Source organism: Methyloversatilis sp. XJ19-49 (assembly GCF_024580145.1).
Taxonomy (GTDB): Bacteria; Pseudomonadota; Gammaproteobacteria; order Burkholderiales; family Rhodocyclaceae; genus Methyloversatilis.
Window position 1 is genome coordinate 184759 of the sequence record NZ_JANINI010000003.1, and the last position, 14633, is coordinate 199391.

Genomic DNA, 14633 nt, shown 5'->3' on the forward strand with positions numbered 1-14633 from the left:
GTCAGGCCACCTTCTCGGCCACGCGCAGCGTGGCACTGCGCGCGCGCGGGTTGGCCGCCACTTCTTCGCTGCCGGCGCGGATGCGTGCGATCAGGGTCATCGTCGGCCGGGGCAGCTGGTCGGCGCGCAGCGGCAGGCCGCGCGGGGGCTGCGGCGGATTGGCCTGATCGGCCATGAAGCGCTTGACGATGCGGTCTTCCAGCGAATGGAAGCAGATCACCGCCAGCCGACCGGCGGGCTTCAGCACAGCCAGCGCCTGCGGCAGCACTAGCGAAAGCTCTTCAAGCTCCTTATTGATGAAAATCCGTAGAGCTTGAAAGCTCCGCGTCGCCGGATGCTGGCCCGCCTCCCGCGTACGGACAGCGGACGCCACGATCTGGGCAAGCTGGTTTGTGGTGTCGACAGGCCGCTCGCTCCGAGCAGCAACAATCGCCTTTGCAATCGCTGAAGCAAACCGTTCTTCGCCATAGTCCCTGATGACCTCCCTGATGTCTGCTTCGTCTGCCCGCGCCAACCACTGCGCCACTGTTTCGCCCCGGCTGGTGTCCATACGCATGTCCAGCGGTGCGTCCTGCCTGAAACTCATGCCCCGTTCCGCGTCGTCGAGCTGCGGTGACGACACGCCGATGTCCAGCAGCACGCCGTCGACCGCAGTCACGTCGAGCTCGTCCAGCACGTCGGCCAGTTCGGCGAAGCGCGCATGCACCAGCGTGAAGCGTTCATCGGTAATGGCTTGCCCGGCTGCGATGGCGCTCGGGTCGCGATCAAGCGCGATCAGCCGGCCGTTCGCGCCCAGCCGGGCGAGCAGCCCGCGGCTGTGGCCGCCACGACCGAAGGTGCCGTCGACGTAGACGCCGTCGGGGCGCACCGCCAGCGCATCGAGTGCTTCGGTGAGCAGTACCGGGATGTGCGCCATGTCAGAACCTGAAGTTGCCGACGACGTCGGGTGGCAGTTCCGCCGCCTGTTCGCGCTCGTCGCGTGCCCGGGACTCTTCGTTCCAGCGCGCCTCATCCCAGATTTCGAAGCGGTTGCCGCGGCCCACCAGCATCACGCTCTTGTTCAGGCCGACACGTTCGCGCAGGTCGCTGCACAGCAGAAGCCGGCCGGCGCGATCGATGGTTTCGTTGCGCGCATTGGCGGTGAAGCTGCGTTTGAAATCGTCACTGGCCTGGTCGAGATCGGGCATGACTTCGAGCCGGCTCATCAGCGCCAGGAATTCAGGCTCGGGATAGAGCAGTACGAAGTCCCGGGTACGCGCCGTCATCACGACCTCGCCGCCGCACAGATCCAACAGCTTCTTGCGCGGACGAGCGGGGACAACAAGCCGGTGCTTGTCGTCCATCGTGAGCCGGGTTGTCCCGTAGAACATTCGTATGCCCGAGAAAGTGAATCGAATACTGTGGATATATACAGCTGATTGCAGGATGGTTCGGAAATGCAGCCTGGCCGGCGATTCACCGTATTCCCACTTTCAATCCACTATATATCCAATATTGCTCCACTTTAGCTTTCGACTGCGCCAGGGTCAATAGACGGATGTAAGCAAAACTGTTGTCGCAACAATGACTTAGCGTGAATTTTTCACGCTGTTTCAGGTAAAAACCTTTTGTTTTTAATGGGATAGAAAATGAATTGAATGTGCTTGGTGAGAAGCTGCGTGCAGGCCAGACTGCGGTGGGGCGAAGTGGGGCGGAAGTGGAGCGGAATGCCGCGCCAGCCGATGCAAACCGGTGTGGGGAACAGCAGGGGCCGGGCAGGGAATCGAGCGGATGGAGGCGAGTGGAATGCGGGGGGGGGGCAAAAAGGGGAATTGCGCCGGGAGGGAGTGGAAGTCCGCCTGTAAGCCGGGTTCTGTTGTGCGCGAACGCACTGGCAACCATTCATCTGGGCGACGTGTTGCCACGTCGCTCGAGCAGCCTACCCGGAAGCGACGCGAGCCGCGTCATCGCTTCCCTATTTGGCCTTGCCCCGGATGGGGTTTTGCGTGCCGTGCACGTTGCCGCGCACGCGGTGGGCTCTTACCCGGCGTTGCCGCCCGCCCGCAGGCGCACCATTTCAACCTTGCCTGATCCTTGCGGCCATCGGCGGTATGTTTTCTGTTCCACTTTCCGTCGCCTTGGGCCGCGCTTTCGCGCGGCTTGCTGCGCCCGGCCGTTAGCCGGCATCCTGCTCTGCGGGGCCCGGACTTTCCTCCGCGCTTGCGCGCCGCGGTTGCCCGGCGGACTTCCGGCATGGATTCTACCCGTTCGTCGGTGTGCCGCCCGAAACATCGTCTGCGGCACTCAAGAACCCGCGTCGCCGGCCGTTCAGAGGGGTCAGAACGTCTGCCTTGAAGGCCTTTTTCCCGCTCATGAACCTGTCGCTGCAGTCTGCCCGACATCTTGCCCGTCACTGGCTGGCGTACTTGCTGGCCGCGCTGGTGATCGGTCTGCTGGTGGCCGAACTGGCCGGTGCGACCGGACTGGCGGGCGCGGGTCGCCTGTCCCGCCTCGGTCTGGCGCCGCTGCTGGTACCTGTGCTGATCGTCTGTCTGGTGCTCTGGGCGGTCGGTGTGCGGCTTGATGCCGCGCGACAGGAACTTGAACAGCTGCACGTCGAACTGGAGCGGGCGCACACGCTCGGCCGCACCGGCAACTGGTCATACGCGCACGGTGTGTTCGAATGGTCGGGCCGCGCGCGGCGGATACTTGGCATCGACGGCGCTGCGCTGGCGTCCTTCGAACAGCTTCTCGCCCATGTCGCGGCAGACGATCGTCTGCCGCTCGAACGTGCCTGGCGTGCTGCGCAGGCCGGAGCGCATTACCGCACCGAGTTCTGCGTCAGCCACCCGGACGGCGAACGGCGCGTGCTGTTCGAAGGTCGTGTCGAGTCCGCCGGCGCGGCGTCAGCAGGGGGTTACGGCACCGATGCGCCGGTGCTGGCCGGCATCGTGCAGGACATGACCGACCGCTGGCGCATGGAGCGCGAGCTGCACCGCGCGATGCGCTATCAGCGCGCGCTGCTCGACAATTTTCCGTTCATGGTGTGGCTGAAGGATCGCGACCTGCGTTTTCTGGCGGTCAACAAGCCGCTCGCACTCGCCGGCGGGTTGAACGATCCCGACGAAGCCTGTGGCCTGCAGGATCATGACCTGTGGCCGACTGACTGCGCCGACGCCTACCGGGCCGACGATATCGAAGTACTGAACAGTCGCCTGCCGCGCTGCTCGGAGTCCTTCGTCGCATCCGGTACGGGATCGATCTGCCTTGAAGTGTGGAAGGCACCGGTGCTCGACGAGAACGGAGAACTGCTGGGCACGGTGGGCTTTGCGCGCGACATCAGCGAGCGCAAGCGCAGCGAACAGGCGCTTGAGCGCAGTCGCGAGCAACTGGCCATGCTGGGGCGCCTGCAGGCGCGCTTCATCCGCGGTGAGTCGGGTGAAGCGCTGTTTGCCGCCATGCTGGACATCCTGCTCGACCTGGCCGGCGCAAGCGACGGCTTCATCGCCGAAGTCATGCACGATCCACGGCACGAACCGCAGGTGAATCTGCTGGCCAGCCGCGACAACGACTGGCTTGGCGCGTACCCCGAACTGATCGATGAAGCCCTGACCGCCGATCGCAGCGATCAGGAATCCGGTGCCATTGTCGCCTTGGCTGCGTTCGATGACCCGCCGAAGCAACGGGTGTGCTTCGCGGTCATGAGTGACCGGCGTCTGGTCGGGCTGGTCGGTCTCGAGCGCCCCCATGCTTTACCCGAAGCGTGCCGGACCGGCGTGCAGGCAGCGATCAGCACGTTCGGCCTGATTCTGCAGGCGGGCATTCGCGACCGCGACCGGCAGCGCGCCGAGACCGAACTGAAGCGGCATCGCGACCGTCTGAGCGAATTGATCGAAGAGCAGCTGTCCGACAGCATGTCGGCGCGGCGCATGGCTGAAACCGCCAATCGCGCCAAGAGCCGCTTCATGGCCAGCATGTCGCACGAACTGCGCACGCCCATTCACGCCATCCTCGCCTTTTCCCGTCTGGCGTTGCGCGACCGGCCGCCGCTGGCCGATGTCACGCGCCGGCGCTTCGAGGTGATCCGCGAACACGGTGACCGCCTGCTTGCGCTGGTCGACGATCTGCTCGACTTGTCGCGCCTGGAAGGCGGCGCGATCAAGCTGAACGCGTCAAGCTGCGATCTGGAATCGCTGGTGGCTGAGGCGATTGCGCAGATGCAGGCTGTTGCGGTCGAACGTGGTGTGCATATGCGGATGACCGGATTGTTCCCGCCGGTTCCGCTGCAGGCCGACGCGCAGCGAATGGCACAGGTGCTGCGCACGCTGCTCGACAATGCGATCCGCTTTTCGCCACCGTCTGCCGAGGTGCTGCTTTCGCTCGAGCGGCATGAACATGAAGGTATGGCGGGTGTGCTGCTGCGCGTGTCCGATCACGGACCGGGCATCGCCGAAGAAGATCGCGAGCGCATCTTCGATCAGTTCGAGCAGGCGGCGCGCCTGCGCGGCGCCGAAGGCGGTACCGGGCTCGGACTCGCCATCTGTCGCGAGATCGTCAATCTGCACGGCGGTTGGATACGGGCGGCCAGGCGTGACGACTGCGGGGCCTGCATCGAAATCTGGCTGGCGGCGCGCGAGCCGGACGACATTTCGACGGAATCAACGCAAATGGAAATGGAAACAGCAACTTGATACGACGACCCGGGACGCGCTACGGTACCGGGGGAGCGGCGCCAGAGTACGCGGTGGCTGCACGGCAGGTCTTTCCTGAGAGGATGTGAAATGGGTATCGGCGACTTCATCAAGAAACAGTTCATCGACGTACTGCAGTGGCAGGAGGACGGCGATGGCACGCTGGCCTGGCGGCATCCGATGCAGGATGCGGAAATTCAGTACGGTGCGCAGCTGACGGTGCGCGAGTCGCAGGCGGCACTGTTCGTCAACGAGGGGCGCATCGCCGACGTGCTCGGTCCCGGTCGCCACGTGTTGAAGACCAGTACGCTGCCGGTGCTGACCTATCTGCAGAACTGGGACAAGCTGTTCGAATCGCCCTTCAAGAGTGATGTCTATTTCTTCAGCACCCGCCTGCAACTGGGCCGCAAGTGGGGCACGGCTCAACCGGTGACGGTGCGCGACAAGGATTTCGGCATGGTCAGGCTGCGCGCGTTCGGCGTGTACTCCTACCGGCTGGCCGACCCGAAGCAGTTCTTCGCGGAAATCAGCGGCACGCGCGACATCTATACGGTCGATGATCTCGAGATGCAGCTGCGCAACCTGATCGTGTCGGCGATGAGCAATACGCTCGGTGCGTCGGAACTGCCATTCCTCGACATGGCGACCAATTTCGGCCTGCTGGGTGAACGCATGAAGGGCGCGATGGCGCCAGTGTTCGAACGCTATGGCGTTGCGCTGGACAATTTCGCGGTTGAAAGCGTGTCGCTGCCGGAAGAGCTGCAGAAGGCCTTCGATACCCGGGTATCGATGGGCATGGCCGGCAATCTGGCCGCCTTCACCCAGTATCAGACCGCCACGGCCATTCCGATGGCGGCGCAGAACGAAGGCGGGCTGGCCGGCATCGGCGCCAGCCTGGGCGCCGGTCTGAGCATGGGGCAGGTGATGACCGAAGCGATGCGGGGTTCGGTATTGCCGGCAACGGCAACCTCGGTGGCTTCGGCGCCGGCAGCGGCCGATACGCCGGAAGCAAAGCTGGGCAAGCTGAAATCGCTGCTCGATGGCGGTTTGATCACCGAAGCCGACTACACCGCCGCCAAGACGGCGTTGCTGAAGCAGATCACCGGTTGAACGCCGCGGGGGCACGGTGCGGCGCGTCCCGGCGGACGCGCCGGTGTTGCCGGTCTGCCACCGATGCTGCGTATTGCCGTCGCCCTGACGGTAGACTCGCGGGTTGAACGATAGACAACCCGGCGGCACCGCCCCAGTCCTGCATGTTGCGATTAACCGAAGTCAAGTTGCCCCTCGATCACCCGGACGAGGCGTTGCGTTCCGCCGTACTCGAACGGCTGCGCATCGCCCCCGGCGAACTGCTGTCCTGTACGGTATTCAAGCGCAGCTACGACGCGCGCAAGCGCTCGAACATCTTCCTGATCTATTCGCTCGACGTCGAGCTGGCGGATGAAACCGCCGTACTGGCGCGCCTGAAGGGCGTTCCTCACGTACATCCCACACCCGACATGGACTACCGTTTCGTTGCCCGCGCACCCGCCGGCCTGGCGCAGCGCCCGGTCATCATCGGCATGGGGCCGTGTGGCATCCTGGCGGCGCTTGTGCTTGCGCAGATGGGATTTCGCCCCATCGTGCTGGAGCGTGGCAAGGCCGTGCGCGAGCGCACGAAGGACACCTGGGGCCTGTGGCGCAAGCACGTCCTGGATCCTGAGTCGAACGTGCAGTTCGGCGAGGGCGGGGCCGGTACCTTTTCCGACGGCAAGCTGTACAGCCAGGTCAAGGATCCGAAGCACTACGGGCGCAAGGTGCTGAAGGAATTCGTCAAGGCCGGTGCGCCGGAAGAAATCCTGTATGTCAGCAAGCCGCACATCGGCACCTTCCGGCTGGTCGGCATGGTCGAGAAGATGCGTGCGGAAATCGAGGCGCTGGGGGGCGAGATCCGCTTCAGGTCGCGCGTCGAGGATCTGATCATCGAAGACCGCAAGGTACGCGGCGTGATGCTGGCAGGCGGTGAAGTCATTGCTGCCGATCATGTCGTGCTGGCGGTGGGCCACAGCGCACGCGACACCTTCGAAATGCTCTACGAGCGCGGTGTCTATATGGAAGCGAAGCCGTTCTCGGTCGGCTTCCGCATCGAACATCCGCAGGCGCTGATCGACCGCTGCCGCTTCGGCGACTACGCCGGTCACGCACTGCTGGGCGCGGCCGACTACAAGCTGGTGCACCACGCATCCAACGGCCGTTCGGTGTACAGCTTCTGCATGTGTCCGGGCGGCACCGTGGTCGCGGCCACCTCGGAGCCGGGCCGTGTCGTGACCAACGGCATGAGCCAGTATTCCCGCAACGAGCGCAATGCCAATGCCGGCATCGTGGTCGGCATTTCGCCGGAGGACTATCCAGGTCACCCGCTGGCCGGCATTGCGTTCCAGCGCCGGTGGGAATCGCGCGCCTTCGAACTGGGAGGCGGCGACTACAGTGCGCCGGGTCAGCTTGTCGGCGATTTCATCGCCGCGCGGCCGTCCACGCAGCTCGGTGTGGTCACGCCGTCCTATACGCCGGGTGTCCGGCTGGGCGAACTCGATACGGCGTTGCCTGCCTACGCGATCACGGCCATCCGCGAGGCACTGCCGGCGTTCGACCGGCAGATCAAGGGTTTCGCGATGCATGACGCGGTGCTGACCGGCGTGGAGACGCGCACGTCCTCGCCGATCCGCATCAAGCGTGATCCGGTGAGCTACCAGAGTCTGAACACAGTCGGGCTGTATCCGGCCGGCGAAGGCGCAAGCTACGCCGGCGGCATCCTGTCGGCAGCGATCGACGGCATCGAGGTGGCGGAGGCCGTGGCGCTGAGCATGGCAGGCGGGTCGCGCGTCAGCGGGGAAAGGCGCGGAGCGGTCGAGCTTTCGTAGGCGCCTTCCACGGCGGGCGCCGCAACGGATCCGGTCAGCGCCCGTGCTCGAAGAAGTGCAGCAGCCGTTGCGGCAGCCAGTCGAGATGACCTGTCGGCGCACCGCTCACATAGCCGACGTGGCCACCCTGCGCGGTGTATTCGGGCAGTACGTCGGACGACAGCATCTGCGGCGTGGCCAGCGACCAGTCGGGCACCATCGGGTCGTTCAGCGCCTGCAGCAGCAGAAGCGGCACGCGCACCTCGCGCAGCAGCGGGCGCGCCGAGCAGCGTGTCCAGTAGTCGTCGGCATCCCTGAATCCATGAAGTTGCGAGGTGACGGCGTCGTCAAACGCCTTGATTGACGCGCTGGCGGCGATCGCCGCGGCATCCAGCACGCCCGGAAACAAGGCCGCCTTGTGCAGGGCACGCGGCTTCATCGTGCGCAGGAAATACTGCGTGTAGACGCGATTGAAACCCTGGTCGAGCGCCCGTCCGGCAGCACCCAGATCGACCGGTGCACAGACCGACGCCGCGCTGCGCAGCCAGCGCGATGCGGCGTGGCCCTGCTCGCCCAGCCACTTGCACAGCACATTGCCGCCGAGCGAAACGCCGACCGCATGCACCGGCTGACCGTTCATGCGCGGCACGACACGCGGCAGCAGCCAGTCCAGCTCCGCGCTGTCACCCGAGTGATAGGCGCGCACCAGCCGGTTCGGTTCGCCGGAACAGCCGCGCGCATGCACCACCACCCCGTTCCAGCCGCGCGCGTCGACAGCACCCAACAGCGCCCGCGCGTAATGGCTTTCCGAGCTGCCTTCCAGCCCGTGCAGCAGCATCACCAGAGGCTGCTGCGCGCGCAGCGGCAACCAGTCCAGATCGATGAAGTCGCCGTCGGGCGTATCGACGCGCTCGCGTGCCAGTGCTGGCAGCGGCGGCAGGATGAAGCGCGGCCAGATGGTCTGCGCGTGGCCGCCGGGCAGCCAGCGTGCAGGGTGAAAGCGGGGCGGCGACATGCCCGGTGAAGAACTCGGCGCGGGGCCTGGCGAAGTGCTCAGTAAGGGACTCAGTGAAGTATCTTCGGCGGGCCCGCCGTCTCCTGTGCAGCCGGGGCGGCGGAAGCGTGATGCAACACCATGTGCCAGCCCAGCGGACCGCGCAGATAGACGTTGGTCACGATGAGCAGCGGACGCGACGCGCGGTCACCAGCGGCGCTGCACTGTTCGTTCAGGCTGTGGATGGACTGCAGCACACCCTGCATGATCTGTGCGTTGATCACCCGTACATCGACCCGGGTACCGGCGAACACGCGCCGCCAGGCATCGCGGACTTCTTCGTAGCCGCTGGCACGCGGGCAGCCGGCCAGCGCGCAGATGATGTCGTCCTCGTCACCCCACACCGACATCATGGCTTCGATATCGCCCCGCGCGCGTGCTTCGTAAAAGGCCGCTTCGGCTTCCTGAGGCGTCGCGAAAAAGGCCTTGCGGGGCATTTCCATGGACAGTGGGCTCAGTGGCCGGCAGGCGCCGGGCCGTTGTAGCGGTAGCGCGTACCGCAGTACGGGCAGGTGGCCTCGCCGGTCTTGGTCACGTCGAGGAACACACGCGGATGACGCGCCCACAGCGGCGCGCCGGGCAGCGGACAGTGCAGCGGCAGGTCGGTCGCGCCGACTTCGACGTCGCGTGCGCGGTCTCGGCTGGAATCACTCACGGCTTGGTTCATGGCAGATGGGCTCCGGGTTCAGATCTTGGTCAGCCAGCGGTGGTACTCGGGGGCGCGGCCATTGACGATGTCGAAGAAGCGCGCCTGCAGCTTTTCGGTGACCGGGCCGCGCGTGCCGCTGCCGATGACGCGATTGTCGAGCTCGCGGATCGGCGTCACTTCGGCCGCGGTGCCGGTGAAGAAGGCCTCGTCGGCAGTGTAGATGTCGTCGCGCGTCAGCCGCTTCGACACCACCTGATAGCCGAATTCGGCGGCGATCTCGATCACCGATGCGCGCGTGATGCCGACCAGCGCCGAGGCGATTTCCGGTTCGTAGATCTTGTTGTCCTTCACAACGAACAGGTTTTCGCCCGCACCTTCGGCGACGAAGCCATCGACGTCGAGAAGCAGCGCCTCGTCGTAGCCCAGGTCGGTCGCTTCCATGTTGGCGAGGATGGAATTGGCGTAGGTGCCCGAGTACTTGGCGCGGCACATCGACACATTGACGTGGTGGCGCGAGAAGGACGAGGTCTTGACCCGGATGCCCTTCTTCAGGCCGTCCTCGCCCAGGTAGGCGCCCCAGGGCCAGGCGGCGATCGACACATGCACCGAGGCGCCGCGCGTCGAAATCCCCATCTTTTCCGAGCCGAAGAAGGCGATCGGCCGGATGTAGCAGGATTCCAGTTTGTTGGCGCGCACCACTTCAAGCTGCGCTTCCATGATTTCCTCGCGGCTGTACGGCATCTTCATCATGTAGATGTGCGCCGAGTTGAACAGCCGGTCAGTGTGTTCCTTCAGGCGGTAGATCGCGGTACCGATTTCGGTGTGGTAGGCGCGTACACCCTCGAAGACGGCCAGACCGTAGTGCAGCGAGTGGGTCAGTACGTGCGTGGTGGCCTCGCGCCAGGGCACCAGCTTGCCGTCGTACCAGATAAAACCGTCGCGGTCGGCCATCGACATGAGAAACACTCCAGTGGATTGCGATAAGCGCGCGATTTTAGCTGATGCGCGCAGTGCGGCGACGGTCATCGCAGCCGCACGCGTTAAAATCAGCGGATGAGTGAACGCATATGGAAGCCCAACGTCACGGTGGCCGCCCTGATGGAGTACCGGGGCCGCTTCCTGATGGTGGAAGAGGAAACGTCGAAGGGGCTGATGCTGAACCAGCCGGCCGGCCATCTGGAAGAGGGCGAGTCGCTGGTCGAGGCGTGCGCCCGCGAGGCGATGGAGGAAACAGCCCATCCTTTCGTGCCGCAGGCGCTGGTCGGCGTCTATCAGTGGCGCCGGCCTGACGGCGAAGTCACCTACCTGCGCTTTGCGTTTTCCGGCGAAAGCGGCGAGCAGATCGCCGGCCGCGCGCTGGACGACGGCATCGTGCGTGCCTTCTGGATGACGCCCGAAGAGATCGAAGCCAGTCGCGAGCGCCATCGCAGCCCGCTGGTGTGGGCGTGCGTGCAGGACTGGCTGGCTGACGTGCGCCTGCCGCTGGCGGTCGTGCGGCACTTTTCCTGATGCGGCGATTGCTGGCGGGGGTGGTGCTGTGCAGTGCGCTGCAGGTTCATGCGACGCCGGCCATGGCGCAGGACCTCGAACTCGACATCTGTTTCAACTACGGGTGCCTCGTCGTGCAGACGGTCAGCCTCGTGCCCGAGCAGCGCGCCGTGCTGGTGGGTGAGATGCTCAAGGCAAGCGATGCCGCCAGCGAACGCGAGCAACTCGAGTGGGTGATCGCGCGCATGTACCGCTGGGCCGGTGAGCAGTCGCCGATCGGCGCCGACCGCGCCGGCGACTACCTTGATCTGGGCGCCGACGGGCGCATGGACTGCATCGACCACGCGCACACCACCACCGTCATGCTCGAACAGCTGCAGGAAGCGGGCGCCCTGCGTCACCATCGGGTGCTGGAGATCGAGCAGCGCACCAGCTGGGTCATCATGCAGCACTTCACCGCGGTGATCGAAGACACCGAAAGCGGCCGTCGTTACGCGGTCGATACCTGGTTTCGCGACCACGGCGAACCGCCGGTCGTGATGGACATGGAACACTGGAAGAATGGGGGGTATCCGGATGACTGGAATGCACGGCGCTGAAACAGCGGCCGAACCGGGTGAAACCGTGGTCGTGGGCATGTCGGGCGGCGTCGATTCGTCGGTGTCGGCACTGCTGCTCAAGCGCGCCGGCTACAAGGTGGTCGGCCTGTTCATGAAGAACTGGGAGGACGACGACACCGACGAATACTGCTCGACCCGGCAGGATCTGATCGACGCCGTGTCGGCGGCGGACGTGATCGGCATGGACCTCGAAGTGGTCAATTTTTCGGCCGAGTACAAGGACCGCGTTTTTTCGAGCTTCCTGCGCGAATACGAGGCCGGCCGCACCCCCAACCCCGACGTGCTGTGCAACGCCGAAATCAAGTTCAGCGCCTTTCTCGATCACGCGATGCAGCTCGGGGCAAAGCGCATCGCCACCGGCCACTATGCGCAGGTGCGCGAGTTCCAGGGCCGCTTCCAGCTGCTCAAGGGCGAGGACGGCAACAAGGACCAGAGCTATTTCCTGCACCGGCTGAATCAGGCGCAGCTATCGCATACGCTGTTTCCTGTGGGTCACCTGCCCAAGCGCGAGGTCCGCCGCATCGCGGCCGATGCCGGGCTGGCCAATGCCGGCAAGAAGGATTCGACCGGCATCTGTTTCGTCGGCGAGCGACCGTTCCGCGAATTCCTGCAGCGTTACCTGCCGGTCACGCCGGGCGACATCCGCGATCTTGATACCGACCGCGTGCTCGGCCGCCATGAAGGCCTGATGTATCACACCATCGGTCAGCGCAAGGGGCTGGGTATCGGCGGGCTCAAGGGCATGGCGGACGACGCCGGCGAACACGACGCGTGGTACGCGGTGCGCAAGGACATGGCGAGCAACGTGCTGTACGTGGTGCGCGGCCACGACCATCCAGCATTGCTGTCGGAGCGGCTGGTGGCGGGCGACCTGTCATGGGTGTCGGGCGAGCTGCCGCACACGCACTGGGTGTATGCGGCAAAGACCCGTTACCGGCAGGCAGATGCGCCATGCAGCATCGATGCGGTCGATGATTCGCGCTGCGAAATCGCGTTCGCCGAAGCGCAGTGGGCGGTGACGCCCGGCCAGAGTGTGGTGGTCTACGAAAGCCGGGTCTGTCTGGGCGGTGGCGTCATCACCGCGGCCGGCAAAGCGGCCTGAGCGGTTCGTACCGGCCTGCTTGGCGCTTGCCTTTGCCTCTGCCTTATTCGACCGGAACGGTTTCGGCGAGTGACGGGCGCTGCATCAGCTTGTCCTGCAGCTTGGCGAGGTTGGCGTGCCGCTCGCGCCAGTCCAGCTCCGGAAATCGGAAGTCCAGATAGCCGAGCGCCGAACCCACCGCGATGTCGGCCAGCGAAATGCTGTTGCCGTGGCACCACGCGCCATCGCCCAGATCTGCCGCCAGCGTGTTCAGCGCACGATCGATCTTGCTGCGCTGGCGCGAAATCCAGCTTGCGTTCTGTTCGCTGACCATGCGGCGCACTTCCAGCACGATCGCCACCGCCGCATCGGTCATGCCGTCGGCCAGTGCTTCCCAGCGCTTGACCAGCGCACGTTCGCGCGCGGTGGACGGCAGCAGCTTGTTGTTCGGCGCCACGCCGTCGAGGTACTCGACGATCACGCGCGAATCGAACAGGCAGGTGTCGTCATCGAGCACCAGCACCGGAATCTTGCCCAGCGGGTTCACATCCGGGACGCCCGTGCCTTCGAGCCAGGGCGAATCGAGCACGAATTCGCAGTCGATCTTCTTTTCTGCAAGCACCACGCGCGCCTTGCGTACGTAAGGGCTGGTGTAGGAACCGACGAGTTTCATGGACAGCACCGATGGAAGAGCACCCGAGTATAGCGTCCGGGCCGTTCCCGCAAGGCGGGGCCATCATGCGGTGCATGATAAAATTCGCGCCGCGCTGCCCGGGGCTGAACCGCTTCGTGGCCTTCCATCCCTTCCTTCCTGCAGGTCCTTCATGAGTGCCCACACCCTCACCGCGCTGTCGCCGCTGGACGGTCGTTACGCCGCCAAACTCGATCCCTTGCGAGGTCATTTCAGCGAGTTCGGCCTGATCCGCAACCGCGTACGCGTCGAGATCGCATGGTTGCGCGCATTGGCCGCGGATGTGCAGATCGGCGAGGTGGCCGCCTTCTCGCAGGCGACGCTTGACGAGCTTGATGCCGTCGTCCGCGAGTTCAGCGTCGAGGATGCCGCCGCGATCAAGGCGATCGAGGCGCGTACCAATCACGACGTGAAGGCGATGGAGTACTGGCTGAAGGACCGGCTGGCGAACAACGCCGAAGTGACCGGTGTATCCGAGTTCATCCACTTCGCCTGCACATCGGAAGACATCAACAACGTTTCGCACGCGCTGATGCTCAACGAGGCGCGCACCGACACGCTGCTGCCGGCGCTCGATGGCGTGATCGCATTGCTGCGTGCCATGGCGCATGAGTTCGCCGCATTGCCGATGCTGTCGCGCACGCACGGCCAGCCGGCCAGCCCGACCACGCTGGGCAAGGAAATGGCGAACATCGCCGCGCGCCTGATGCGCGCCCGTGCGCGCGTCGCCGCGGTCAGCCTGACCGCCAAGTTCAATGGCGCAGTCGGCAATTACAACGCCCACCTGTCGGCCTATCCGGACGTCGACTGGTCGCAGTTCAACCGCGTGTTCATCGAATCGTTCGGGCTGGAATTCAACCCCTACACGATCCAGATCGAACCGCATGACGCGATGGCCGAACTGTTCGACGCCATGTCGCGCGCCAATACCATCCTGCTCGATGCGGCGCGCGACTTCTGGATGTACATCTCGCTCGGCTACTTCCGCCAGAAACTGAAGGCCGGTGAAATCGGCAGTTCGACCATGCCGCACAAGGTTAATCCGATCGACTTCGAGAACGCCGAAGGCAATCTGGGGCTGGCCAATGCGCTATTGCGTCACCTGTCGGACAAACTGCCGGTGTCGCGCATGCAGCGTGATCTGACCGATTCGACCGTGCTGCGCAATATGGGCGTGGCCTTCGGCTACACCGTGCTGGCGCTGGATTCGCTGTCGCGCGGGCTGGGCAAGCTGGTGGCCGAACCGGATACGCTGGCGGCCGATCTCGACGCCTGCTGGGAGGTGCTGGCCGAGCCGGTGCAGACCGTGATGCGCCGTTACGGTGTGCCCAATCCGTACGAACAGCTGAAGGAACTGACGCGCGGCCGCGGCATCACGCGCGAGGCGCTGCAGGCCTTCATCAGTGGTCTCGACATTCCGGCGGCGGAGCGCGAACGCTTGCTGGCGATGACGCCCGCCAGCTACATCGGCGACGCGGCCCGTCTGGCTGCCGCCATCTGA

14 protein-coding genes and 1 other RNA gene are annotated in these 14633 nt (G+C 65.0%); 7 read left to right on the top strand and 8 right to left on the bottom strand.

The window, feature by feature from the left end; all coding sequences use genetic code 11:
• Position 1: 1 nt before the first annotated feature.
• The 3 genes from rsmH to rnpB all read right to left on the bottom strand — a co-directional run bounded on the left by rsmH (position 2) and on the right by rnpB (position 2228).
• Positions 2-916 (bottom strand): 16S rRNA (cytosine(1402)-N(4))-methyltransferase RsmH, encoded by a 915-nt coding sequence (gene rsmH / locus NMQ16_RS05330; RefSeq protein ID WP_257079479.1) that lies wholly within the window; start codon positions 914-916, stop codon positions 2-4.
• A 1-nt stretch (position 917) separates the two neighbouring features.
• Positions 918-1370: a division/cell wall cluster transcriptional repressor MraZ gene (mraZ, locus tag NMQ16_RS05335; protein WP_257079480.1), complete on the bottom strand. Its 453-nt coding sequence runs from the start codon at positions 1368-1370 to the stop codon at positions 918-920.
• 455 nt (positions 1371-1825) lie between these two features.
• An RNA gene (rnpB, locus tag NMQ16_RS05340) (RNase P RNA component class A) lies at positions 1826-2228 on the bottom strand.
• Positions 2229-2330: 102 nt separating this feature from the next.
• Here rnpB and NMQ16_RS05345 point away from each other — a divergent pair.
• From NMQ16_RS05345 to NMQ16_RS05355, 3 genes are all read left to right on the top strand, one after another.
• Positions 2331-4670, top strand: coding sequence for an ATP-binding protein (locus NMQ16_RS05345; RefSeq protein WP_257079481.1), 2340 nt, complete (start codon positions 2331-2333; stop codon positions 4668-4670).
• 90 nt (positions 4671-4760) lie between these two features.
• Entirely contained in the window at positions 4761-5780 is a 1020-nt protein-coding gene (locus NMQ16_RS05350) for an SPFH domain-containing protein (protein ID WP_257079482.1), read from the top strand.
• 143 nt (positions 5781-5923) lie between these two features.
• A complete protein-coding gene (locus NMQ16_RS05355; RefSeq protein WP_257079483.1) occupies positions 5924-7570 on the top strand; it encodes an NAD(P)/FAD-dependent oxidoreductase in 1647 nt (548 codons plus the stop codon).
• 34 nt (positions 7571-7604) lie between these two features.
• Here NMQ16_RS05355 and NMQ16_RS05360 read toward each other — a convergent pair whose 3' ends face one another.
• From NMQ16_RS05360 to NMQ16_RS05375, 4 genes are read right to left on the bottom strand one after another with little or no spacing between them, the layout of a single operon-like run.
• Positions 7605-8564, bottom strand: a complete 960-nt coding sequence (locus tag NMQ16_RS05360) for a hydrolase (RefSeq protein ID WP_257079484.1) — start codon at positions 8562-8564, stop codon at positions 7605-7607.
• A gap of 50 nt (positions 8565-8614) precedes the next feature.
• Positions 8615-9046 carry a nuclear transport factor 2 family protein gene (locus NMQ16_RS05365; protein ID WP_257079485.1) on the bottom strand — a complete coding sequence of 144 codons (432 nt, stop codon included), beginning with the start codon at positions 9044-9046 and terminating at the stop codon, positions 8615-8617.
• Positions 9047-9057: 11 nt separating this feature from the next.
• Positions 9058-9270 (bottom strand): zinc-finger domain-containing protein, encoded by a 213-nt coding sequence (locus tag NMQ16_RS05370; RefSeq protein WP_257079486.1) that lies wholly within the window; start codon positions 9268-9270, stop codon positions 9058-9060.
• A gap of 18 nt (positions 9271-9288) precedes the next feature.
• The gene (locus NMQ16_RS05375) at positions 9289-10209 is read right to left on the bottom strand and encodes a branched-chain amino acid transaminase (protein WP_257079487.1); all 921 of its coding nucleotides are present in this window, start codon (positions 10207-10209) and stop codon (positions 9289-9291) included.
• 96 nt (positions 10210-10305) lie between these two features.
• On the opposite strand from NMQ16_RS05375, the gene NMQ16_RS05380 reads away from it, so the two are divergent.
• Genes NMQ16_RS05380 through mnmA form a run of 3 tightly spaced genes read left to right on the top strand, consistent with a single transcriptional unit; the run spans position 10306 to position 12462 of the window.
• Complete coding sequence (locus NMQ16_RS05380; protein ID WP_257079488.1) at positions 10306-10761, top strand: NUDIX hydrolase; 456 nt, start codon at positions 10306-10308, stop codon at positions 10759-10761.
• A complete protein-coding gene (locus tag NMQ16_RS05385; protein WP_257079489.1) occupies positions 10761-11339 on the top strand; it encodes a hypothetical protein in 579 nt (192 codons plus the stop codon). Before NMQ16_RS05380 ends, NMQ16_RS05385 begins: the two co-directional genes overlap by 1 nt.
• The gene (mnmA, locus tag NMQ16_RS05390) at positions 11326-12462 is read left to right on the top strand and encodes a tRNA 2-thiouridine(34) synthase MnmA (RefSeq protein WP_257079490.1); all 1137 of its coding nucleotides are present in this window, start codon (positions 11326-11328) and stop codon (positions 12460-12462) included. The genes NMQ16_RS05385 and mnmA overlap by 14 nt, the downstream gene beginning before the upstream one ends.
• A 43-nt stretch (positions 12463-12505) precedes the next feature.
• On the opposite strand, the gene NMQ16_RS05395 is transcribed toward mnmA, so the two are convergent.
• A complete protein-coding gene (locus NMQ16_RS05395; protein ID WP_257079491.1) occupies positions 12506-13114 on the bottom strand; it encodes a glutathione S-transferase in 609 nt (202 codons plus the stop codon).
• A 151-nt stretch (positions 13115-13265) separates the two neighbouring features.
• Between NMQ16_RS05395 and purB the strand changes: the two genes are divergently transcribed.
• Positions 13266-14633 (top strand): adenylosuccinate lyase, encoded by a 1368-nt coding sequence (purB, locus tag NMQ16_RS05400; RefSeq protein ID WP_257079492.1) that lies wholly within the window; start codon positions 13266-13268, stop codon positions 14631-14633.

What these genes read in the sequence shown, in the direction of transcription:
- rsmH (WP_257079479.1), bottom strand. Translation starts at nt 916, where the DNA reads ATGGCGCACATCCCGGTACTGCTCACCGAAGCACTCGATGCGCTGGCG.
- mraZ (WP_257079480.1), bottom strand. Translation starts at nt 1,370, where the DNA reads ATGTTCTACGGGACAACCCGGCTCACGATGGACGACAAGCACCGGCTT.
- NMQ16_RS05350 (WP_257079482.1), top strand. Translation starts at nt 4,761, where the DNA reads ATGGGTATCGGCGACTTCATCAAGAAACAGTTCATCGACGTACTGCAG.
- NMQ16_RS05355 (WP_257079483.1), top strand. Translation starts at nt 5,924, where the DNA reads ATGTTGCGATTAACCGAAGTCAAGTTGCCCCTCGATCACCCGGACGAG.
- NMQ16_RS05360 (WP_257079484.1), bottom strand. Translation starts at nt 8,564, where the DNA reads ATGTCGCCGCCCCGCTTTCACCCTGCACGCTGGCTGCCCGGCGGCCAC.
- NMQ16_RS05365 (WP_257079485.1), bottom strand. Translation starts at nt 9,046, where the DNA reads ATGGAAATGCCCCGCAAGGCCTTTTTCGCGACGCCTCAGGAAGCCGAA.
- NMQ16_RS05370 (WP_257079486.1), bottom strand. Translation starts at nt 9,270, where the DNA reads ATGAACCAAGCCGTGAGTGATTCCAGCCGAGACCGCGCACGCGACGTC.
- NMQ16_RS05375 (WP_257079487.1), bottom strand. Translation starts at nt 10,209, where the DNA reads ATGTCGATGGCCGACCGCGACGGTTTTATCTGGTACGACGGCAAGCTG.
- NMQ16_RS05380 (WP_257079488.1), top strand. Translation starts at nt 10,306, where the DNA reads ATGAGTGAACGCATATGGAAGCCCAACGTCACGGTGGCCGCCCTGATG.
- NMQ16_RS05385 (WP_257079489.1), top strand. Translation starts at nt 10,761, where the DNA reads ATGCGGCGATTGCTGGCGGGGGTGGTGCTGTGCAGTGCGCTGCAGGTT.
- mnmA (WP_257079490.1), top strand. Translation starts at nt 11,326, where the DNA reads ATGCACGGCGCTGAAACAGCGGCCGAACCGGGTGAAACCGTGGTCGTG.
- NMQ16_RS05395 (WP_257079491.1), bottom strand. Translation starts at nt 13,114, where the DNA reads ATGAAACTCGTCGGTTCCTACACCAGCCCTTACGTACGCAAGGCGCGC.
- purB (WP_257079492.1), top strand. Translation starts at nt 13,266, where the DNA reads ATGAGTGCCCACACCCTCACCGCGCTGTCGCCGCTGGACGGTCGTTAC.